Genomic DNA, 21,619 nt, shown 5'->3' with positions numbered 1-21,619 from the left:
AATTCTCTTTAAGAGGGTAATGATGACGCCGCCCGGCGCTTTTCGCCGACGATGTTACCGAGATAAAACGCCAACAGGCTGAGCAACAGCGAAGGCACGATAGGATGCAGCCCCGCCGGTTGCAGGTTGAAGCTGGCCAATAGCGTATAGCATACCGCACCCGACACCATTGAGCTAAGCGCTCCCTGAGCATTGGCGCGTTCCCAATACAGGCCCAGCACCAGCGGCCACAGGAAGACCGCCTCCAGCCCGCCGAAAGCCAGCAGGTTGAGCCAGATGATCATCTCAGGCGGCCGCCAGGCCGCCAGCAGCACCAGCAGACCGAGGATCAGCGTGGTCAGGCTGGAGAAGCGCTTGATCAACCGCTCGTTGTGGATCTGCTGTGGGCGTACGCCCAGGTAGAGATCCTTGATGATGGTGGCGGAGGATTGCAGCAGCTGGGCGTTGATGGTCGACATGATCGCCGCCATCGGCGCCGCCAAAAAGATCCCGGCGGCGTACGGCGGCAGCACGGTGATCATCAGCGTCGGGATCACCTGATCGGGGATCTTGAGGTCCGGCAAGACCGCGCGGCCGAGCGCGCCGGCCAGGTGCATGCCGAACATCAGCACCGCCACCACCACGGTGCCGAGCAGAATGCCGCGATGCACCGCCTTGCTGTCTTTGTAAGAGATGCAGCGCACGGCGGTGTGCGGCAGGCCGATCACCCCGAAGCACACCAGGATCCAGAACGACGCCATAAACGGCAGGCTGAGGATTTGATCGCCGCCCTGCGGCGACACCAGCGCCGGATCGATCTGCTGCAGCTTGTTCACCGCGCTGTCCAATCCGCCGGCGGCGTGGATCACTGCCACCAGCAGCAGTACGGTGCCGAGCAGCATCACCAGCCCCTGCATGGCGTCGTTCAGCACGCTGGCGCGGAAGCCGCCGAAGGCGGTGTACAGCGCGATGCTGATGCCGAAGATCAGCAGGCCGGTGTCGTAGGGAATGCCGGCGGCGGTCTCCAGCAGGCGGGCGCCACCGATAAACTGCACCGTCATGGCGCCGAGGAACGCCACCAGCAGACTGAGGCTGGCCAGCCACACCAGCAGGCGGCTCTGGTAGCGGCCATACAGCATGTCATTGAGGGTGATGGCGTTGTAGCGCCGCGCCAGGATGGCGAATTTCTTGCCCAGCACGCCGAGCGACAGCCACACCGCCGGTAGCTGGATCATCGCCAGCAGTACCCAGCCCAGGCCGTATTTATAGGCGGCGCCGGGGCCGCCTATAAACGAACTGGCGCTGATGTAGGTGGCGGTCAAGGTCATCGCCAGCACAAAGCCGCCCATCGAGCGGTTGCCGAGAAAGTATTCGCTGAGGAAATTCCCGCTCTGGCGGCGGCTGTAGGCATACACCGACAGGCCGAATACCAGCAACAGGTAGGCGACCAGCGGCAGGATCACTTCAGTTTGCATCGCTGTCCTCCAGCGAAATGTCGCGGAACACCGTGCGCACCATCAGCCAGCACAGGCCGGTGAACAGCAGCGGGACCAGCAGGCAGGCCATTTCGAACCAGTGCGGCAGGCCGGTGACGCCGATGGCGCTGTCCGGCAGGTAGGCTGCCAGCCCCCAGGCCAGCAGGTAGAGCAGCGTCAGCCCCAGCGCCCAGCGCGCTTCGCGGTGCGCCTGAATAAAGCGTTTGTCCATCCGTGTCTCCCATAGGTTTACGGTGATGGATTCATCAAAGGTAGGGAATTTTACGGCATGACGGCGTTTTGCCAAGCCGTTACTGGCGGCAGCGCCAAAGAAAAAGGCCGGTGATTAACCGGCCTTTCGTCAGACGATGCTGCGTGGCTGCCTTAGGTTTCCTGCAGACCCAGCTTCTTCTCCAGATAGTGGATGTTGGTGCCACCGTGCTGGAAGTTTTCGTCGTTCATGATCTTCTGCTGCAGCTCAACGTTGGTTTTGATGCCGTCGATGATCAGTTCAGCCAAGGCGTTTTTCATGCGGGCTATCGCCACGTCACGGTTTTCGCCGAAGGTGATCAGTTTGCCGATCATGGAGTCATAGTACGGCGGTACGGTATAACCGGCGTAGATATGAGATTCCCAACGCACGCCGAAACCGCCTGGCGCGTGGAAGCGGGTGATCTTGCCCGGGCTCGGCAGGAAGGTGTTCGGATCTTCGGCGTTGATGCGGCATTCTACCGCGTGGCCGTGGATCTTCACTTCTTCCTGTTTGATCGACAGCGGCTGACCGGCAGCGATGCGCAGCTGCTCTTTGATCAGATCCACGCCGGTGATCATTTCGGTAACCGGGTGTTCTACCTGAATACGGGTGTTCATTTCGATGAAATAGAACTCGCCGTTTTCATACAGGAACTCGAAGGTGCCCGCACCGCGGTAGCCGATTTCCACACAGGCTTTCGAGCAGCGCTCGCCGATGTAGCGGCGCATTTCGCTGGTGATGCCCGGCGCCGGCGCCTCTTCGACCACTTTCTGGTGGCGGCGCTGCATGGAGCAGTCGCGCTCGGCCAGATAGATGGCGTTGCCCTGGCCGTCGGCCAATACCTGAATCTCGATGTGGCGCGGATTCTCCAGGTATTTTTCCATATACACCATGTCGTTGTTGAAAGCCGCTTTGGCTTCCGCTTTCGTCATGTTGATGGACTGCTCAAGGTCTTTGTCGCTGCGCACGACGCGCATGCCGCGACCGCCGCCGCCGCCGGAGGCCTTGATGATGACCGGATAACCGATGCGCTTGGCGAAGGCACGGTTTTTATCCATGTCGTCGGTCAGCGGGCCGTCGGAGCCCGGTACGCAGGGCACGCCGGCTTTTTTCATGGCGTTGATCGCGGAAACCTTGTCGCCCATCAGGCGGATGGTTTCGGCTCTCGGGCCGATGAAGATGAAGCCGGAGCGTTCAACCTGCTCGGCGAAGTCGGCGTTCTCCGACAGGAAGCCGTAGCCCGGGTGGATCGCCACGGCGCCGGTGATTTCCGCCGCCGAGATGATGGCCGGGATGTTCAGGTAGCTTTTTACCGATGGCGCAGGACCGATGCAGACGGTCTCGTCGGCCAGCAGAACGTGTTTCAGATCGCGGTCGGCCGCGGAGTGAACCGCAACGGTCTTGATGCCCAATTCTTTACAGGCACGCAGGATGCGAAGCGCGATCTCGCCGCGGTTGGCGATAACAATTTTATCAAGCATGGGGGCGCCTCGTTATTCGATGACGACCAGCGGCTCGTCATATTCGACCGGCTGGCCGTTTTCCACCAGGATGGCTTTCACGACGCCGGACTTGTCCGCTTCGATCTGGTTCATCATTTTCATGGCTTCAACGATGCACAGGGTATCGCCGGCGTTCACTTTCTGGCCCACTTCCACGAAGGCTTTCGCGTCCGGGCTTGGGGTGCGGTAGAAGGTGCCTACCATTGGGGAACGAACGACATGGCCACTCACGGCCGCCGGTGCTGCAGGGGTTTCTGCCGCAGGCGCGGTGGCAACGGCGGTAGCCAGGGCTGGCTGCTGCTGTGCCGGCATCGCGTAGGCCTGCTGCATGACGGGATAAGCCTGCGCCGGTGCGGCACGGCTGATGCGAACCGATTCTTCGCCTTCAGAGATTTCCAGTTCAGAAATACCTGATTCTTCAACCAGTTCGATCAGTTTCTTGATTTTACGAATATCCATGAGTGTGATTCCGTACTCTTTTTGTGGAGCAATTAGTGGGTTTTCGACAGACGGTTAACCGCTGCCTGTAAAGCGAAAGCGTAGCCATCCGCGCCGAGGCCGCAAATCACGCCTACCGCTACGTCTGAGAGATAAGAGTGATGGCGGAAAGGTTCGCGGGCGTGCACGTTGGACAGGTGGATCTCGATGAACGGGATCTGCACCGCCAGCAACGCATCGCGCAGCGCCACGCTGGTATGCGTGAACGCCGCCGGGTTTATCAGAATGAAATCGGTGTTGCCGCGCGCCTGATGAATGCGATCGATCAGCTGATGCTCGGCGTTGGATTGCAGATGGCTCAGGGTAATATCCAATGCGGATGCCTGGTTTTCCAATCCGTTAACAATCTCTGTCAGCGTCGTGCTGCCGTACTTCTCCGGCTCACGCGTCCCCAGCAGATTGAGATTGGGGCCGTTCAGAAGCAAAATGTGAAACTTATCCGCCATTGTGCTGGTATCTCCGGCAATAAAACCATCATCGTAGAAAATAACCCGATGTTACCGATTTGTCACCTGTTAAGGGGCAAATTCACCCTGAGAACAGAAACAAGGTCGGGCATTATAACGATATCGTAGCAATTCGCAGCTAAATACTGGTCTTATCAGCGAAGATATTCAACCCCAAATCGAGGAACTGGGGGATCCGTGACAGGAATATGAGCGCTGGAACACAGAAAAAGTTCCCGCCGGCGGCGCGCGTTTTTCCGCGCCAATAACGCGCACCGCCGCGCGATTCAGCGCCACCAGGCGCGGAATTTCTTGTAACGCAGGCCCAACAGCGCCACCGCCAACAGCGCGTAAATGAACGGCTGGGGGGAGAACGTTTTGACCGACCACAGGTAGTGGATGGGGGCGAGGATCGCCGCCAGATAGACGAAGTTGTGCAACGTTTGCCATTTGGCCCCCAGCTTGCGCATCGCCCACAGCGTCGACGTGGCCGCCAGCGCCAGCAGGATCAGCCAGGTGAGGATGCCGAGCGTCAGATAAGGGCGGTTCACCAGCTCGCTGCCCAGCAGGCCGAGATTGCTCAGCCCCAGCTCCAGCGTGGAGTAGCTTATCAGGTGCAGCGTGCCCCAGGCAAAGCACCACAGCCCCACCAGACGGCGACAGCGGATCAGCAGCGGCTGCCGGGCGTAGCGCGCCAGCGGGGCTATCATCAGCGTGGCCAGCAGCAGTTTCAGCGTCATCCTGCCGGTGAAATGCTGGATGTCCTTGGACGGATCGGCGCTGAACCAGCCTTGATCCACTGCCAGCACCAACCACAAAAAGGGCAAAAACGCCGCCAGATGCAGGGCGGCTTTCAGCCATTTGATATGAACAGGCGTCAGGCGCACTTAGAAATTCTCCCGCAGATCCATGCCGCGATACAGCGACGCTACCTGATCGGCATAGCCGTTGAACAGCAACGTCGGCTGCCGTTTGACGTCGAGAATGCCGCCGGAGCCGATAAAGCGCTCGGTGGCCTGCGACCAGCGCGGATGATCGACGTGCGGATTCACGTTGGCGTAAAAACCGTACTCGTTCGGCGCGGATTGGTTCCAGGTAGTCGGCGGCTGATCGCGCACCAAACGGATATGCACGATCGATTTGATGCCTTTGAAGCCGTATTTCCACGGCGTGATCAGCCGCAGCGGCGCGCCGTTTTGCGGCGGCAGGGTTTTGCCGTATACGCCGACGGTCAGCAGCGCCAGCGGATGCATCGCCTCGTCCAGCCGCAGCCCTTCGACGTAGGGATATTTCAGGCCGCCGCCGATAAAGCGATCTTTCTGGCCGGGCATCTGCTCCGGATCGTACAGCGTCTGGAAGGCCACGTAGCGCGCGTTGCTGTTCGGTTCGGCCAGCTTGATCAGCTTGCCCAGTTCGAAACCGATCCACGGCACCACCATCGACCAGGCCTCGACGCAGCGCATGCGGTAAATGCGCTGTTCCAGCGGGAAACGCTTCATCAGATCGTCGATGTCCAGCGTGATCGGCTTCGCCACCTCGCCGTCGATGCGCACTTTCCAACCTTCGGTCTTGAGCCCGCCGGCGTTGGCGGCCGGATCGGCTTTGTCGAGGCCGAACTCATAGAAGTTGTTGTAGCCGGTGACCTTGTCTTCCGGCGTCATCGCCAGCTGCGCCTGCCAGGCGGCCGGTTTGCTGAATTCCAGCGCTTTGCCCGGCGGCGCCTTGGGGCGATCGTTGCCCTTGAACCACGACAGCAGGTCCGCCTGCGCGCCGGTAGGCAGCGCCAGCGTGGCGGCGGTGATGCCGAGCGCCTGCAGCACCTTGCGCCGCTGGTGGAACACGCTTTCCGGCGTGACGTCGGCCTCGGTTAATTTCGGGTGTTTGTTCATGCTTATGCTCTCCGCGACTGATGCCCGCCGTCCGCGAGCGGCTGACGGGTCTTCATGAAATAAGCATGGCGTTAAAGCCGGCCGGAAGCGAGGGGGCGCGGGAAAATATGAAATTTCGCAGATGCGGGCGAACCCCCCGTTGCCGGGGGGAGAAGGTCAGCGGATTTTCACCAGGGTGCGGCCGGTGATTTGGTTGTTCAGCAGTGCGGCGGCGGTGGCCGGCGCCTGCTCGAGGGCGATTTCATGCGTGGCCTGCTGATAGAAGCTGTCCGGCAGAATGCCGGCCAGCCGTTCCCAGGCGGTTTGGCGGCGGTGCAGCGGCGTATGCACCGAATCCACGCCCTGCAGGCGCACGTTGCGCAGAATGAACGGCATCACGGTGGTCGGCAGTTGATAACCGCCCGCCAGGCCGCAGGCGGCGACGGTGCCGTTATAGTTCATCTGCGCCAGCACCCGCGCCAGCAGTTTGTCGCCGACGGTGTCCACTGCGCCGGCCCACAGCTGTTTCTCCAGCGGACGCGGCGTGTCGATATAGCCATCGCGCGACATGACCTCTTTGGCGCCAAGCGCTTTCAGGTACTCGGTATTGCTGCCGCGGCCGCTGATGGCGGTCACCCGGTAACCCAGCGCCGCCAGCAGGGCGATGGCGGTGCTGCCCACGCCGCCGCTGGCGCCGGTGACCAGGATATCGCCGTCGTCCGGGTGTACGCCGCCTTCTTCCAGCGCCATCACGCACAGCATGGCGGTAAAGCCGGCGGTGCCGATGATCATCGCCTTGCGCTCATCCAGGCCGTTCGGCAGCGGCACCAGCCACTCACCGGAGACGCGCGCCTGCTCGGCCAGGCCGCCCCAATGGTGTTCGCCCACGCCCCAACCGGTGAGCACCACGCTTTGCCCCTCTTTGAAGCGATCGTCGCGGCTGTGGCGCACGGTGCCGGCGAAGTCGATGCCCGGCACCATCGGGAAGTTGCGCACGATCTTGCCTTTGCCGGTGATCGCCAGCGCATCTTTATAGTTCAGGCTTGACCAGTTGATGTCGACGGTGACATCGCCTTCCGGCAACCGATCGCTGCCGATATCTTTGATATGAGCCAGAGTTTGGTCGTCTTGTTGTTCCAATAACAGTGCACGCATGTCACTCTTCCTCTCGTTTACACTTTTCTATCAATGGCTGAATCACATTTATTTGACTATATGCATAATAAGCGGCCCAAGTCCTGATAAAGGACAAAAACGGCGCTTGCAGGTTTAATTCCTCGGCAAGGCTTGTTAGGGTTGGACGGCCCCTTTTAGCTAAAGGGTGAACACTCACTTAACCATAGCGGACAAGGCACAGGGATGCGATTTACCACCAAACTCTCTGCATTGATCACTCTGTTGGTCGCGCTGGCGATGTTTTTGATGCTGATGGGATGCTCATACAGCTTCTTTTACGTTACCCAGGATCGCCAGGAGCGCCGCTTTGATTCGCTGGTCACCTCTCTCGATCAAGCCATGTTGCAGGAATCGCCGCGCGATCAGGAGAAATGGTTGCCGATTGTCATGCGTCCGCTCGGCATTGTGTCGATCCGCGTAGAGGCCGGTACCAGCAAGCTCCTCGACTATAAATTGCCGACGCTGAAAAAAGAGCCCTGGGATGCGCTGAACGGCTATCGTCAGGTCTCGCGAACTCTGTTGCAGCACCCGGGCAGTACGCTGCACATCACCTACCTCGATCCCTTCGCCAGCGACGTGCGCACGCTGCAATCCACCGCCGCCGTCACGCTGTCGATCGTCGTCATGGTGGTGGTTTTGCTGTTCAGCCTGCGCTGGCTGCGTGAGCAGGCCGACGGCGAAGATCGTCTGGAACGCCGTGCGCGGCGCATTCTGAACGGCGAGCGTGAAAACGTCATGCAGGGCGACGTGCGTGAGTGGCCAGCCAACGTCAGCGGCGCGCTCGACCGCCTGCTGGCCGATCTGGCGGAAGCGCGGGAAGAGCGCAGCCGGGTCGATACGCTGATCCGCGCCTTCGCCGCGCAGGATGCCAAAACCGGGCTGAATAATCGCCTGTTTTTCGATAATCAATTGACCACTCAGTTGGAAGATGAAGGCTCGCACGGCATCGTGATGATGGTGCGGCTGCCCGACTTCGAGACCCTGCGCGAGACGCACGGCAGCATGGCGGTGCAAGAGCTGATGTATTCGCTGGTCAACCTGCTGTCTACCTTCGTGATGCGCTACCCGTCGGCGCTGCTGGCGCGCTACTTCCACAGCGATTTTACCGTGCTGTTGCCGCATCGAACCCTGAAGGAAGCCGACGGCATCGCTTCACAGCTGGTCAACGCCATCGATGCCTTGCCTTCCACGGCGCTGATCGATCGCGAGGCCTTCCTGCACATCGGCATCGTGGCGTACCGCAGCGGTCAAACCACCGAGCAGGTAATCGACTATGCGGAGCAGGCGACGCGCCACGCTACGCTGCAGGGCGAAAACGGGTGGTATGTGTACGACAGCCAGGTGCCGGAAAAGGGGCGCGGCAGCGTCAAGTGGCGCACGCTGCTGGAACAGGTGCTGGCGCGCGGCGGCCCGCGGCTGTATCAGAAACCGGCGGTGACCGTGGAAGGCGAGGTGCACCATCGTGAGATCATGAGCCGGATCTATGACGGCACCCAGGAATTGCTGCCGGCGGAATATATGCCGCTGGTGCAGCAGTTGGGGTTGGCGGAGAGTTACGATCGCCAACAGGTGAGCCGCATCATTCCCTTGTTGGCGCAGTGGCCCGAGGAAACGCTGGCGTTTCCGCTGTGCGTGGACTCGATTTTGCAGCGCTCTTTCCAGCGCTGGCTGCGCGATACGCTGTTGCAATGCGAAAAAAGCCAACGTCGGCGAATTCTGATTGAACTTGCGGAGGCAGATGTGTGTCAACATATCGACCGTTTGCGTCCGGTGCTGAGGCTGTTGTCAGGGCTGGGCTGCCGTCTCGCGGTGTCCAAAGCGGGTTTAACCGTGGTCAGTACGTCCTATATCAAGTCGCTGCAGGTGGAGATCGTCAAGCTCCACCCGGGGCTGGTGCGGAGCATCGATAAGCGGGACGAAAACCAGCTGTTCGTGCAGAGCCTGACCGGCGCCTGCGCGGGCACGCGTGCTCAGGTGTTCGCCGCCAGCGTACGTACGCGCAACGAATGGCAGACGCTGAAAGAGCGGGGGATCCACGGCGGGCAGGGCGACTTTTTCGCATCGCCGGAACCTATCGACGCGGGGCGTAAAAAATATTCACGTCGTTATCGTGTTTAAGCTGATTGCCGGACAAAAATTGACGTAGAATGAGCGCCGGATCCATCTGGGCCATGTCACCCGTCATTTTGGAGTTTTCTCCAATCTGCCTGCGACAACGACGCCTATTTGAGATAGGCTCTTGTCAGCTTTTATCTGGTTGGCGTTGGTAGGTGCTTACCATCGGCGGCAATCAGGGAATATGTTAGATTTTATGAGCTGTGTTACGCCGTTTCGTGCGTTGACAGGGTGGTAAACTGAGCCTTTGTTCAGGGAATTCAGGCCTCATCCAATTTCCGTGCATTCGAGCAGAAACAATACAGACTATTTTTCACCGAAGTAGAACGTTTTTGCGCCTTGTCGCTGCTTCGTGTGGTTGGTAAAGTAGGCGGATTTTATTTTCCGCCCCCAGCTTGCAGGATTATCCTTTCGTTATGTTTAAGAAATTTCGTGGCATGTTTTCCAACGACTTGTCCATCGACTTGGGTACCGCCAATACCCTGATTTATGTTAAAGGGCAAGGCATCGTACTGAATGAACCTTCGGTGGTTGCCATTCGTCAGGATCGTGCCGGCTCCCCAAAGAGCGTCGCGGCCGTCGGTCATGACGCCAAACAGATGCTGGGCCGCACCCCCGGCAACATCGCGGCTATTCGCCCGATGAAAGACGGCGTGATCGCCGATTTCTTCGTGACTGAAAAAATGCTGCAGCACTTTATCAAACAGGTTCACAGCAACAGCTTTATGCGCCCAAGCCCGCGCGTGCTGGTCTGTGTGCCGGTCGGCGCGACCCAGGTTGAACGCCGCGCTATCCGCGAGTCCGCCCAAGGGGCCGGCGCGCGTGAAGTGTTCCTGATTGAAGAGCCGATGGCGGCGGCGATCGGCGCAGGTCTGCCGGTCTCCGAAGCGACCGGCTCCATGGTGGTGGATATCGGTGGCGGTACCACTGAAGTGGCGGTGATCTCGCTGAACGGCGTGGTGTACTCTTCTTCCGTGCGCATCGGCGGCGACCGTTTCGATGAAGCCATCATCAATTATGTGCGCCGCAACTACGGCTCGCTGATCGGCGAAGCCACCGCAGAGCGCATCAAGCACGAAATCGGTTCTGCCTATCCGGGCGACGAAGTGCGCGAAATCGAAGTGCGCGGCCGTAACCTGGCTGAAGGCGTACCGCGCGGCTTTACCCTTAACTCCAATGAAATCCTCGAAGCCCTGCAAGAGCCGCTGACCGGTATCGTCAGCGCGGTGATGGTTGCGCTGGAGCAGTGCCCGCCAGAATTGGCCTCCGACATTTCCGAACGCGGCATGGTATTGACCGGCGGCGGCGCGCTGCTGCGCAACCTCGATCGCCTGCTGATGGAAGAAACCGGCATTCCGGTCGTGGTGGCGGAAGATCCGCTGACCTGCGTGGCGCGCGGTGGCGGCAAGGCGTTGGAAATGATCGACATGCACGGCGGCGATTTGTTCAGCGAAGAATAGTCAGCCCCAGGAAGGAGGAATCGTATCGGATGAATGCGCACAGCGAAAATCGGGTACGGTTCCTCTTTCTGTTGTCGAGGAACTCGCATAATTTATGAAGCCGATTTTTAGCAGGGGGCCTTCCCTGCAACTGCGACTTTTTTTGGCGGTGATTGCGGCCATTGGCCTGATCGTTGCCGACAGCCGGCTCGGCACGTTCGTGAAGATACGCAACTACATGGACACCGCAGTCAGCCCTTTCTATTTTCTGGCCAACGGGCCACGTAAAGTTTTGGACAGCGTGTCAGAGACGCTGGCCACCCGCCAACAGCTGGAGCTGGAAAACCGCGCTCTGCGGCAGGAACTGCTGCTGAAAAACAGCGATATTCTTCTTCTTGGCCAATTCAAGCAGGAAAACGCCCGCTTGCGCGAGCTGCTGGGTTCTCCGCTGCGCCAGGACGAACACAAGATGGTCACCCAGGTGATCTCCACCGGCTCCGATCCTTACAGCGATCAGGTCGTTATCGACAAAGGGTCGGACAACGGCGTCTATGAAGGCCAGCCGGTGATCAGCGACAAGGGCGTGGTTGGCCAGGTGGTGGCGGTGGCGAAAGTCACCAGCCGCGTGCTGCTGATCTGCGACGCCTCGCACGCGCTGCCGATTCAGGTGCTGCGTAACGATATTCGAGTGATCGCCGCGGGCAGCGGCTGCGCCGACGATCTGCAACTGGAGCATCTGCCGAACAACACCGATATCCGCGTTGGCGACGTGCTGGTGACCTCCGGCCTCGGCGGCCGCTTCCCGGAAGGCTATCCGGTGGCGGTCGTTTCCTCGGTCAAGGTCGACAATCAGCGCGCTTACACCGTGATTCAGGCGCGGCCGACCGCCGGTCTGCAGCGCTTGCGCTACCTGCTGCTGCTGTGGGGCGCCGATCGCAACGGCGACATGCCGCTGCCGCCGGACGAAGTGCACCGCGTGGCCAATGAGCGCCTGATGCAGATGATGCCGCAGGTGTTGCCGCCTGCCGGTTCCGTTGGGCCGCAGCTGCCCGCACCGGCCACCGGCGTGGCGCCGCAACCCGCCGGCGCTACGCCATCGGCTCAGCCTGCCGCGGCGGGAGTGGTGCAATGAACAGTTACCGCAGCCACGGGCGCTGGATCATCTGGCTGTCGTTCCTGGTGGCGTTGGTGCTGCAAATCATGCCGTGGCCGGAGCAGATCTACATGTTCCGGCCTTCCTGGCTGGTGCTGATCCTGATCTACTGGGTAATGGCCTTGCCGCATCGTGTCAACGTCGGTACCGGCTTCGTGCTGGGGTTGATTATGGATCTGATCCTCGGCTCTACGCTGGGCGTACGCGCGCTGGCGCTGGGCATCATCGCCTATCTGGTGGCGTTCAAATTCCAACTGTTCCGCAATATGGCGCTGTGGCAACAGGCGCTGATCGTCGTGCTGCTGTCGCTGTCGATGGATGTGGTGGTGTTCTGGGCTGAGTTTTTAGTGATCAACGTCTCTTTCCGCCCAGAGGTATTCTGGAGTAGTGTGGTAAACGGCATTTTGTGGCCGTGGTTATTCCTGTTGATGCGCAAAATCCGCCGTCAGTTCGCCGTACAGTAAGGGTATATCAATGACTTCGCTTTATCTGGCCTCCGGCTCCCCACGTCGACGTGAACTGTTGACCCTGTTGGGCGTGTCGTTTGACATTCTGCTGACGCATACCGAAGAGCAGCGCCGGGAAGGCGAAGCCGCAGAGGCCTATGTGCGCCGTCTGGCGCAGGACAAGGCCAAGGCGGGCGTGGCGCTGGCGCAGGAAGATCGGCCGGTGCTGGGCGCAGACACCATCGTGGTGCTCAACGGCCGGGTGCTGGAGAAGCCGCGCGACGAAGCCCATGCGGCGGACATGCTGGCGGCTCTGTCGGGCAAACAGCATCAGGTGATGACGGCGGTGGCGATCGCCGATCGCCACGACGTGCGCTGCCAGCTGGTGGTGACCGACGTGACGTTCCGCAGCCTGTCACAACAGGATATCCGCGACTATATTGCTACGGGCGAACCGATGGATAAAGCGGGCGCCTATGGAATTCAAGGAAAGGGTGGTTGTTTCGTCAGAACGATAACCGGGAGTTATCACGCGGTGGTCGGTCTGCCGCTGGTCGAAACACATGAGCTGCTCAGTAATTTTGTCGCATTACGTGATGTAAGAACCGGTTGATGGGCGCTGCCATTATCGACCGGCTCTGAGGAGAAGGCATGACAGCTGAGCTACTGGTTAATATCACACCGTCTGAAACGCGGGTCGCCTATATCGATGGCGGCATTCTGCAAGAGATTCATATCGAACGCGAATCCAAACGCGGCATCGTCGGCAATATCTATAAAGGGCGCGTTAGCCGCGTCCTGCCGGGGATGCAGGCGGCGTTCGTCGACATCGGCCTGGACAAGGCCGCCTTCCTGCACGCCTCCGACATCATGCCGCATACCGAATGCGTCGCCGGCGACGAGCGGAAAAACTTTCATGTGCGCGACATCGCCGAGCTGGTGCGCCAGGGGCAAGACCTGATGGTGCAGGTGGTGAAAGATCCGCTCGGGACCAAGGGCGCGCGTCTGACCACGGATATCACGCTGCCTTCGCGCTATCTAGTCTTCATGCCGGGCGCGGCGCACGTCGGCGTTTCGCAGCGCATCGACAGCGAAGCCGAGCGCGAGCGCCTGAAGTCCATCGTTGCGCCGCACTGCGACGAGCTGGGCGGCTTTATTATCCGCACCGCGGCGGAAGGCATCGGCGAGGAAGAGCTGGCGCAGGATGCCGCGTTCCTCAAACGCCTGTGGACCAAGGTGATGGAGCGCAAGAAGCGCAACCAGACCAAATACAAGCTGTACGGCGAGCTGGCGCTGGCGCAGCGCATCTTGCGCGATTTCGCCGGCGCGGCGCTGGATCGCATTCGCGTCGATTCGCGGCTGACGCACGATCTGTTGGTGGAGTTTACCGGCGAGTACATCCCGGACATTACCAACAAGCTCGAACTCTACACCGGCAGCCAGCCAATTTTCGATCTGTACGACGTGGAAAACGAAATCCAGCGCGCGCTGGAGCGCAAGGTTGAGCTAAAGTCCGGTGGCTATCTGATCATCGATCAGACCGAGGCGATGACCACCGTCGATATCAATACCGGCGCCTTCGTCGGCCACCGCAACCTCGACGAAACCATCTTCAATACCAACATCGAGGCGACGCAGGCCATCGCGCGCCAGCTGCGGCTGCGCAACCTGGGCGGCATTATCATCATCGACTTTATCGATATGAACAACGAAGAGCATCGCCGCCGGGTGCTGCACTCGCTGGAGCAGGCATTGAGTAAAGATCGGGTAAAAACCACGATCAACGGCTTCTCTCAGCTAGGCTTAGTTGAAATGACGCGTAAACGCACGCGTGAAAGCATTGAACATGTGCTCTGTCACGATTGTCCTACTTGCAATGGGCGCGGCACCGTGAAAACGGTGGAAACCGTGTGCTACGAGATCCTGCGCGAGATTGTACGCGTGCACCATGCTTACGATTCCGATCGCTTCCTGGTGTACGCCTCCGCGGCGGTTGGCGAAGCGCTGAAGAGCGAAGAGTCGCATGCGCTGGCCGAAGTGGAGATCTTCGTCGGCAAACAGGTGAAGGTGCAGATCGAACCGTTGTACAGCCAGGAGCAGTTCGACGTCGTCATGATGTAGCCCGCCCGACATCGGTAGGGGCCCGGCACGCCGGGCCCGTCAGTGCATAGATATTCCCGTTGCCAGGCAGCGGAGCAAGGAGAACTGCGTGAGGCGACTGCCTGGGATTCTGTTAGCAACAGGCGCCACCCTAATCGTGATTGTGGCGCTGCTGATCAGCGGGCTGCGCCTGATGCTGCCGAAGCTGAACGACTATCGTCCCCAACTGCTGGCGCAGGTGGAGAAGCTATCCGGTGTGCCTGTGCAGATGGATTTCCTGCAGGGCAGTTGGGAAACGTTCGGCCCACAGCTTGAAGTGCGCAACCTGAGCGTTACGCTGCCCAAAAGCGATGTGCATATCGAACGCGTGACGCTGGCGCTGGACGTGTGGCAATCGCTGCTGCACTGGCGCTGGCAGTTCCGCGATCTGACCTTCTATCAATTCCGCCTCGATCTGAACGCCACGCTGGGCGGCGATCGTGAGGGCGACGGCCTTGAGCCCGGTAAAATCAGCGATCTGATGCTGCGCCAGCTCGACCATTTCGATCTGCGCGACAGCCGTATCTCGTTCCTGACGCCCGCCGGCGCGCGCGCCGAATTCGACATTCCCCAACTGACCTGGCTCAACGGCCGCGATCGCCACCGCGCCGAGGGGCAGATCAGCCTGTCGACTCTGAACGGCCAGCACGGTGTGGTGCAGCTGCGCATGGACCTGCGCGATAATCAGGGCCTGCTGGACACCGGCACGGTCTATCTGCAGGCCGATAACATCGACATGAAACCCTGGTTTACCCGCTGGCTGCGCGCCAACACCGGGCTGGAAAGCGCCGACTTCAGCCTGGCGGCCTGGCTGCAGGTGCAAAACGGTGAGATCGCCGGCGGCCATGCGTTGCTCAAGCAGGGGGCAGCTAACTGGAATACCGGCGCCGCGCAGCACCGGCTGGACGTCGACAATCTGGCGCTTTCGCTGCGCCGCCAGGGCACCGGTTGGCAGCTCGACGTGCCGCAGTTGCGGTTGAGCACCGACGGCCAGGCCTGGCCGCAGGGCGCGCTTTCCGCGCTGTGGCTGCCGGAAAACACCGAATTTATGGGGCCGGCGCAGAATGAAGAGCTGCGGGTGCGCGCGACCCATCTTCAGTTGGAGCGTCTATCGGCGCTGCTGCCGACCTTCTCGTTCCTCAGTCCGGACGTGCTCGATCGCTGGAACGATCTGCAGCCGCAGGGGCAGGTGGAAGCGCTGGCGCTGGACATCCCGCTCAAGCAGCCGGAAAAGAGCCGTTTTCAGGCGCTGTGGCGCGATGTCAGCTGGCAGCGTTGGGAACTGCTGCCGGGCGTCAACCACTTCTCCGGCGCGTTGAGTGGCGGGGTGGAGAACGGCCGCCTGACGCTGGGGCTCACCGACAGCACCCTGCCTTACGGCGACATGTTCCGCGCCCCGCTTGAAATCAGCAGCGCGCGTGGCGCGCTGACCTGGCGTTACAACGATCAAGGCTGGGAGCTGGCGAGTCAAGGGCTGGACGTCAAGGCGAAGTCGCTGTGGGTCAACGGCGATTTCCGTTATCAGCAGCCGGCCAAGGGCGATCCGTGGCTGAATATCCTGGCGGGCATCCGCCTGTATGACGGCGCCGACGCCTGGCGCTATTTCCCGGAACCGCTGATGGGCAAGCATCTGGTGGACTACCTGGGCGGCGCCATTCAGGGCGGCCAGGTGGATAACGCCACGCTGATTTATTCCGGCGATCCGCAGCATTTCCCGTACCGCAAAAACGAAGGGCAGTTCGAAGTCTTCGTACCGCTGCGTCACGCCACCTTCCAGTTCCAACCGGGCTGGCCGGCGCTGACCGATTTGGCGATCGATCTCGATTTCGCCAACGAGGGGCTGTGGATGCATGCGCCGCAAACCCGCTTGGGCAAGGTGGCGGGCAAAAATATCAGCGCGGTGATCCCGGATTACCTGAAAGAGCGGTTGCTGATCGACGCCGAAGTCGCGGGTGCGGGCAGCGACGTACATGACTACTTCATGCAGACACCGTTGCACGATTCGCTGGGGGCGGCGCTGGATCAGCTGCAGATTGGCGGTGATGTCAGTGGGCGCTTACATCTCGATATCCCCCTGGACGGCGAGCAGGTCAGAGCCACCGGTGAAGTGGCGCTGAACAACAATTCGTTGCTGATAAAACCGCTGGAAAGCGAGCTGCAGAAGCTCAGCGGCAAGTTCCGCTTCGACAATGGCAATCTGGAGAGCGACACCCTGTCGGCCAACTGGTTCGGGCAACCGGTGGCGGTCAACTTCACTACGCAGGAAGGCGAGCGTGACTACAAGGTCAACGTCGGTCTGAAAGGAGACTGGCAGCCGGGCAAGTTCCCCGGCCTGCCAAAAGAGGCCGCCGATGCGCTCAGCGGCAGTGCGCCCTGGCAGAGCCAGGTGGCCATCACGCTGCCGCATCAGGGCTCGGCCAGCTACGATATCGGCCTTGACGCAGACCTGAAGAAAGTGAGCAGTCACTTACCTTCGCCACTGGACAAGGCGTCGGGAGAGGCGCTGCCGGTGAACGTCAAGGTCAAAGGCGGTTTGAACGGCTTTATGTTGACCGGCAGCGCGGGCAAACAGAACCGCTTCAGCAGCGAATGGAACTTCGATAAAAAACAGGTGAACCTGGCGCGCGCCGCCTGGCAAACCAACGGGGGCGGCACCCCGCCTCTGCCGGCCGGCAAGTCGATGACGTTGAACCTGCCGGCGCTGGACGGCGAGCAGTGGCTGGCGCTGCTGGCACCGGCGCTGAAACAGGGCGGCGGCAGCGGTCAGGTGGGCGGTTTCAGCTTCCCCACCACCGTGGCGCTGACCACGCCGCAGCTGCTGTTGGGCGGCCAGGCCTGGCATAAGCTGACGCTGTCGGCCGAGAAACAGCTTGGCGCTACCCTGGTGAGCGCCAAGAGCGACGAAGTGGATGGTAGCCTGCGGGTGGCCGATCGCGGGCCGTGGCGCGCCGATATCAACTACCTGTATTACAACCCGCAGTTCGCAGAGACGAAAAACGCGGCGGGCACGCCGCCGCCGTCGACCGAGAACGTTTCCTTCCGCGACTGGCCTTCGTTGATGCTGCGCTGCAAATCGTGCTGGGTGCTGGGGCAGAACCTCGGCAGGGTCGAGGCGGATCTGACCAATCGGGGCGATACCCTGACGCTGGATCACGGCCTGGTCGATACCGGCAAAGGGCGCATGACCGCCACCGGCCTGTGGAAACAAAATGCGCAGGAAGAGCGCAGCTCGCTGAAAGGCAAGCTGCTTGGCGGCAAGATCGATGAAACCGCCGCCTTCTTCGGCATCACCATTCCGCTTAAGGGCGCGCCTTATGACGTGGATTTCGATCTGTACTGGCATGGCACGCCGTGGCAGCCACGGGTCGATACGCTGAGCGGTGCGCTGCAGGTCAAGATGGGCAAGGGTGAAATCGACAGTATGGGCGGTGGCCGTGCCGGTCAGCTGCTGCGGCTGGTCAGTTTCGATGCCCTGCTGCGCAAGCTGCAGTTCGATTTCAGCGATACCTTCGGCAAAGGCTTCTACTTTGATTCCATCCGCAGTACCGCCTGGCTGAAAGATGGCATAATGCATACAGATAATCTATTGATCGACGGCCTGGCGGCGGATATCGCCATGAGCGGCCAGATCGATCTGGCGCGCCGTCGCATCGATATGGAGGCGGTGGTGGCGCCGGCGATTTCGGCGACGGTCGGCGTGGCCACGGCGTTTGTCGTCAACCCGATCGTCGGCGCGGCGGTATTTGCCGCCTCGCAGGTGCTGGGGCCGCTGTGGAGCAAGATTTCGCTGATTCGCTACCATATCGGCGGCGATCTCGACCAGCCGAAGATCAATGAGGTACAGCGTAAGTCAAAGGAGGATAAGGCGTCATGAAGAATGCTAACGTTGCGTTGTTGCAGTTGTGCAGTGGCGATCAGGTGCGCGATAACCTGGCCCAGATTGAACAGCAGATCAAGCAGCTCAATGCCGGGGTAAAACTGGTCATGACGCCGGAGAACGCGCTGCTGTTCGCCAACTCCGCAGCCTATCGCCAACAGGCGGAAAAACAGGGCGATGGCCCGCTGCAGAATGCGGTGCGCGAACTGGCGCGCCGCTATGGCGTGTGGTTGCTGGTGGGCTCGATGCCGCTCGTCAGCCGTGAGAACCCGGAGCTTATCACCACCAGCAGCCTGTTGTTCGACGAGCAGGGCGAGATCCGCGCCCGCTACGACAAGCTGCACATGTTCGATGTGGACATCAACGACGCGCACGGCCATTACCGCGAGTCGGATACCTACCAGCACGGGCAGCACCTGACGGTGGTGGATACGCCGGTCGGGCGTTTGGGCATGACCATATGTTACGATCTGCGCTTCCCTGCGCTGTTCCAGGCGCTGCGGGCGCAGGGCGCCGAACTGATTTCGGTGCCGGCGGCCTTTACCCGGGTAACCGGCGAGGCGCATTGGGAAATCCTGCTGCGCGCCCGGGCGATCGAAAACCAGTGCATGATCCTAGCGCCGGCGCAGGTGGGGCGCCACGGGCCGACCCGCCGCACCTGGGGCCACTCGATGGCTGTCGACGGCTGGGGCAAGGTGTTGGCCGAGAACGCGGACGCCGTGGCGGCACTGAAGGTGCGTGTGGACGCCGCAAGCCTGAAAAATATTCGTGCGCAGATGCCGGTGCTGCAGCACAACCGATTCCAGACGTCGCTGACGGCGCCGTCTGACAAGTAATCCTCCAATCAAGAGTGAAACCATTATGAGCCTGACGTTTGTCAGTGAGCAGTTACTCGCTACCAACAAGCTGAGTCATCAAGACCTGTACAGGGTACTGGGTCAACTGGCAGAACGCCGTATCGACTACGCCGATCTCTATTTCCAGTCCAGCTATCACGAAGCCTGGGTGATCGAGGACGGCATCATCAAGGATGGCTCTTACAATATCGACCAGGGCGTCGGCGTGCGCGCCGTCAGCGGCGAGAAGACCGGCTTCGCCTATGCCGATCAGATCACCCTGAATGCGCTGCAGCAAAGCGCCCAGGCGGCGCGCAGCATCGTGCGCGAGCAGGGCGACGGGCGGGCGCATACTCTGGGCGAAATCGGTTATCAGGCGCTGTACCCGCTGCTCGATCCGCTGCAAAGCCTGCCGCGCGAAGAGAAAATCGCCCTGCTGCACCGCGTCGACAAGGTGGCGCGCGCCGCCGATGCGCGGGTGCAGGAAGTGAACGCCAGCATCACCGGCGTTTACGAGCAGGTGCTGGTAGCCGCCACCGACGGCACGCTGGCAGCGGACGTTCGCCCGCTGGTGCGCCTTTCCGTCAGCGTGCTGGTGGAGCAGGACGGCAAGCGTGAGCGCGGCTCCAGCGGCGGCGGCGGCCGTTTCGGCTATGACTACTTCCTGGAAGCCGTCGACGGCGAGGTGCGCGCCGATATCTATGCCCAAGAGGCGGTGCGCATGGCGCTGGTCAATCTTGGCGCAGTGGCGGCGCCGGCCGGCAATATGCCGGTGGTGCTGGGGGCCGGTTGGCCAGGCGTACTGCTGCACGAGGCGGTGGGCCACGGCCTGGAAGGCGACTTCAACCGGCGCGGCACCTCGGTGTTCAGCGGCCATATGGGCGAGCTGGTGGCGTCCGAGCTGTGCACCGTGGTGGATGACGGCACCCTGCAAGGGCGCCGCGGTTCGCTGGCGATCGACGACGAAGGCGTGCCGGGCCAGTACAACGTACTGATCGAAAACGGCGTGCTGAAAGGCTACATGCAGGACAAGCTCAACGCGCGGCTGATGGGCGTCGCCCCGACCGGCAACGGCCGCCGCGAGTCCTACGCGCATCTGCCGATGCCGCGCATGACCAACACCTACATGCTGGCGGGCCAATCGACGCCGGAAGAGATCATCGCCAGCGTCGAGTACGGCCTGTACGCGCCGAACTTTGGCGGCGGCCAGGTGGACATCACCTCCGGCAAGTTCGTGTTCTCCACCACCGAAGCCTATCTGATCGAGAAAGGCCGTATCACTAAGCCGGTGAAAGGGGCGACGCTGATCGGCTCCGGCATTGAGGCGATGCAGCAGATCTCGATGGTCGGCAACGATCTGGCGCTTGATAAAGGCGTGGGCGTGTGCGGCAAGGAAGGCCAGAGTGTGCCGGTGGGCGTCGGCCAACCGACGCTGAAACTGGACACGCTGACCGTCGGCGGCACGGCGTAATTTTTCCTCAAGGGGCCGCATTGGCCCCTTGTTCATTCCCCATTTTGAGTTTTCTCTCGCCCGCGCAAAGAGTGCTGTGCGGCGATGATGCCGAGAAAGATGACGATGGCGTGCTTTGGTGTGTCTACCCGGCGTTGGCTGCTGGTGCTGGGGGTTCTCTCCTTGACGGGGTGCGCCCGTTCCGATGCGCTGTGGGGCGTGGTCGATAAGCTCTGCATGGCCAACTATCAGCAAAAGCGCGATCCGGCCCCGTGTGAGCAGATTTATATGCCGCAGGGGAAAGCGCAGGGCTTCAGCGTGCTGCAAAACCCGCGTTATCCCTATCACTTCATCCTGGTGCCGACGGCGCCGCTCTCCGGTATTGAAAGCCCGCAGCTGCTGGCCGGGGAACGGACGGACTATTTTGGCTATGCATGGCTGATGCGTTACCGGTTGGCCGCCGAGTATGGCGGGCCGGTGCCGGATGATATGTTGGGCATGGCGATCAACTCCGCTTACGGCCGTAGCCAGAACCAATTGCATATTCACCTGACCTGTCTGCGCGAAGATGTTCGGCGTCAATTGCAGGCGGAACGCCCCTACATACAGGAACAATGGCGGCCTTTGCCGGATAAGCTGTTGCGCCACACCTATTATGCTCGCCGCGTGATGCAGCCGACCGCGATGGGCATCTACCCGATTAAGGATTTGGCGGGTTATTTCCATCTGTCGCCGCCGCAGCTGGCGGAATATGGCGTGGCGTTAGTGCCCACCACGTTTGCCGGCCAACGGGGTTTTATCTTGCTGGCCTCGAAGCGCGGCTGGGACGTCGGCAATCGCGCGTCGGTAGAATCGCTGCTGGATAAAGAGTGCGCGATATTGCCGCGTTGAGCTCAAGAATGTCTCGCTACACGATGCTGATTAACCGGCCTGTGCAGGTGTATCAGCCATTATCCCTGCAGTTCCC

18 protein-coding genes are annotated in these 21,619 nt (G+C 60.9%); 10 read left to right on the top strand and 8 right to left on the bottom strand.

Annotation, left to right across the window (positions count from 1 at the left end):
• Positions 1-8 precede the first annotated feature (8 nt).
• The 8 genes from panF to N6G83_RS19810 form a co-directional block, all read right to left on the bottom strand.
• On the bottom strand, positions 9-1,454 hold the full coding sequence (gene panF / locus N6G83_RS19845; RefSeq protein ID WP_260515758.1) for a sodium/pantothenate symporter: 1,446 nt from the start codon (positions 1,452-1,454) through the stop codon (positions 9-11).
• Positions 1,444-1,686: a YhdT family protein gene (locus N6G83_RS19840; protein WP_025304424.1), complete on the bottom strand. Its 243-nt coding sequence runs from the start codon at positions 1,684-1,686 to the stop codon at positions 1,444-1,446. Before N6G83_RS19840 ends, panF begins: the two co-directional genes overlap by 11 nt.
• Positions 1,687-1,838: 152 nt before the next feature.
• On the bottom strand, positions 1,839-3,188 hold the full coding sequence (accC, locus tag N6G83_RS19835; RefSeq protein WP_019453177.1) for an acetyl-CoA carboxylase biotin carboxylase subunit: 1,350 nt from the start codon (positions 3,186-3,188) through the stop codon (positions 1,839-1,841).
• A gap of 12 nt (positions 3,189-3,200) precedes the next feature.
• On the bottom strand, positions 3,201-3,668 hold the full coding sequence (gene accB / locus N6G83_RS19830) for an acetyl-CoA carboxylase biotin carboxyl carrier protein (RefSeq protein WP_004936889.1): 468 nt from the start codon (positions 3,666-3,668) through the stop codon (positions 3,201-3,203).
• A gap of 32 nt (positions 3,669-3,700) precedes the next feature.
• Entirely contained in the window at positions 3,701-4,153 is a 453-nt protein-coding gene (aroQ, locus tag N6G83_RS19825; protein WP_004936891.1) for a type II 3-dehydroquinate dehydratase, read from the bottom strand.
• Positions 4,154-4,440: 287 nt separating this feature from the next.
• Positions 4,441-5,040: a protein-methionine-sulfoxide reductase heme-binding subunit MsrQ gene (gene msrQ, locus N6G83_RS19820; protein WP_004936895.1), complete on the bottom strand. Its 600-nt coding sequence runs from the start codon at positions 5,038-5,040 to the stop codon at positions 4,441-4,443.
• Positions 5,041-6,042 (bottom strand): protein-methionine-sulfoxide reductase catalytic subunit MsrP, encoded by a 1,002-nt coding sequence (gene msrP / locus N6G83_RS19815; protein ID WP_147823178.1) that lies wholly within the window; start codon positions 6,040-6,042, stop codon positions 5,041-5,043.
• A gap of 156 nt (positions 6,043-6,198) precedes the next feature.
• Positions 6,199-7,176 (bottom strand): MDR family oxidoreductase, encoded by a 978-nt coding sequence (locus tag N6G83_RS19810; protein WP_260515755.1) that lies wholly within the window; start codon positions 7,174-7,176, stop codon positions 6,199-6,201.
• A gap of 204 nt (positions 7,177-7,380) precedes the next feature.
• Between N6G83_RS19810 and csrD the strand changes: the two genes are divergently transcribed.
• From csrD to N6G83_RS19760, 10 genes are all read left to right on the top strand, one after another.
• On the top strand, positions 7,381-9,315 hold the full coding sequence (gene csrD, locus N6G83_RS19805; protein ID WP_025304421.1) for an RNase E specificity factor CsrD: 1,935 nt from the start codon (positions 7,381-7,383) through the stop codon (positions 9,313-9,315).
• Positions 9,316-9,728: 413 nt separating this feature from the next.
• Positions 9,729-10,772 (top strand): rod shape-determining protein MreB, encoded by a 1,044-nt coding sequence (mreB, locus tag N6G83_RS19800; RefSeq protein WP_003855260.1) that lies wholly within the window; start codon positions 9,729-9,731, stop codon positions 10,770-10,772.
• A 94-nt stretch (positions 10,773-10,866) separates the two neighbouring features.
• The gene (mreC, locus tag N6G83_RS19795; protein WP_025304420.1) at positions 10,867-11,883 is read left to right on the top strand and encodes a rod shape-determining protein MreC; all 1,017 of its coding nucleotides are present in this window, start codon (positions 10,867-10,869) and stop codon (positions 11,881-11,883) included.
• Entirely contained in the window at positions 11,880-12,368 is a 489-nt protein-coding gene (gene mreD / locus N6G83_RS19790; protein ID WP_004936918.1) for a rod shape-determining protein MreD, read from the top strand. The genes mreC and mreD overlap by 4 nt, the downstream gene beginning before the upstream one ends.
• A 10-nt stretch (positions 12,369-12,378) precedes the next feature.
• Positions 12,379-12,963 carry a Maf family protein gene (locus tag N6G83_RS19785; RefSeq protein WP_004936921.1) on the top strand — a complete coding sequence of 195 codons (585 nt, stop codon included), beginning with the start codon at positions 12,379-12,381 and terminating at the stop codon, positions 12,961-12,963.
• 38 nt (positions 12,964-13,001) lie between these two features.
• A complete protein-coding gene (gene rng / locus N6G83_RS19780) occupies positions 13,002-14,471 on the top strand; it encodes a ribonuclease G (protein ID WP_025304418.1) in 1,470 nt (489 codons plus the stop codon).
• A gap of 88 nt (positions 14,472-14,559) precedes the next feature.
• A complete protein-coding gene (yhdP, locus tag N6G83_RS19775) occupies positions 14,560-18,363 on the top strand; it encodes an AsmA2 domain-containing protein YhdP (RefSeq protein ID WP_260515752.1) in 3,804 nt (1,267 codons plus the stop codon).
• Positions 18,360-19,202 carry a deaminated glutathione amidase gene (gene nit1 / locus N6G83_RS19770; protein ID WP_260515750.1) on the top strand — a complete coding sequence of 281 codons (843 nt, stop codon included), beginning with the start codon at positions 18,360-18,362 and terminating at the stop codon, positions 19,200-19,202. Before yhdP ends, nit1 begins: the two co-directional genes overlap by 4 nt.
• A gap of 25 nt (positions 19,203-19,227) precedes the next feature.
• On the top strand, positions 19,228-20,673 hold the full coding sequence (gene tldD / locus N6G83_RS19765; RefSeq protein ID WP_025304416.1) for a metalloprotease TldD: 1,446 nt from the start codon (positions 19,228-19,230) through the stop codon (positions 20,671-20,673).
• Between the two features lie 105 nt (positions 20,674-20,778).
• A complete protein-coding gene (locus N6G83_RS19760) occupies positions 20,779-21,543 on the top strand; it encodes a CDP-diacylglycerol diphosphatase (RefSeq protein WP_049208419.1) in 765 nt (254 codons plus the stop codon).
• Positions 21,544-21,619 lie beyond the last annotated feature (76 nt).

The organism is Serratia sp. PL7, assembly GCF_945957435.1.
Note: the sequence above shows the minus strand (reverse complement) of the source record. Positions and strands in the feature narration are given on the sequence as shown.

Coding starts and splice junctions, on each gene's coding strand:
- panF (WP_260515758.1), bottom strand. CDS start 1,454: ATGCAAACTGAAGTGATCCTGCCGCTGGTCGCCTACCTGTTGCTGGTA.
- N6G83_RS19840 (WP_025304424.1), bottom strand. CDS start 1,686: ATGGACAAACGCTTTATTCAGGCGCACCGCGAAGCGCGCTGGGCGCTG.
- accC (WP_019453177.1), bottom strand. CDS start 3,188: ATGCTTGATAAAATTGTTATCGCCAACCGCGGCGAGATCGCGCTTCGC.
- accB (WP_004936889.1), bottom strand. CDS start 3,668: ATGGATATTCGTAAAATCAAGAAACTGATCGAACTGGTTGAAGAATCA.
- aroQ (WP_004936891.1), bottom strand. CDS start 4,153: ATGGCGGATAAGTTTCACATTTTGCTTCTGAACGGCCCCAATCTCAAT.
- msrP (WP_147823178.1), bottom strand. CDS start 6,042: ATGAACAAACACCCGAAATTAACCGAGGCCGACGTCACGCCGGAAAGC.
- N6G83_RS19810 (WP_260515755.1), bottom strand. CDS start 7,176: ATGCGTGCACTGTTATTGGAACAACAAGACGACCAAACTCTGGCTCAT.
- csrD (WP_025304421.1), top strand. CDS start 7,381: ATGCGATTTACCACCAAACTCTCTGCATTGATCACTCTGTTGGTCGCG.
- mreB (WP_003855260.1), top strand. CDS start 9,729: ATGTTTAAGAAATTTCGTGGCATGTTTTCCAACGACTTGTCCATCGAC.
- mreC (WP_025304420.1), top strand. CDS start 10,867: ATGAAGCCGATTTTTAGCAGGGGGCCTTCCCTGCAACTGCGACTTTTT.
- mreD (WP_004936918.1), top strand. CDS start 11,880: ATGAACAGTTACCGCAGCCACGGGCGCTGGATCATCTGGCTGTCGTTC.
- N6G83_RS19785 (WP_004936921.1), top strand. CDS start 12,379: ATGACTTCGCTTTATCTGGCCTCCGGCTCCCCACGTCGACGTGAACTG.
- rng (WP_025304418.1), top strand. CDS start 13,002: ATGACAGCTGAGCTACTGGTTAATATCACACCGTCTGAAACGCGGGTC.
- nit1 (WP_260515750.1), top strand. CDS start 18,360: ATGAAGAATGCTAACGTTGCGTTGTTGCAGTTGTGCAGTGGCGATCAG.
- tldD (WP_025304416.1), top strand. CDS start 19,228: ATGAGCCTGACGTTTGTCAGTGAGCAGTTACTCGCTACCAACAAGCTG.
- N6G83_RS19760 (WP_049208419.1), top strand. CDS start 20,779: ATGGCGTGCTTTGGTGTGTCTACCCGGCGTTGGCTGCTGGTGCTGGGG.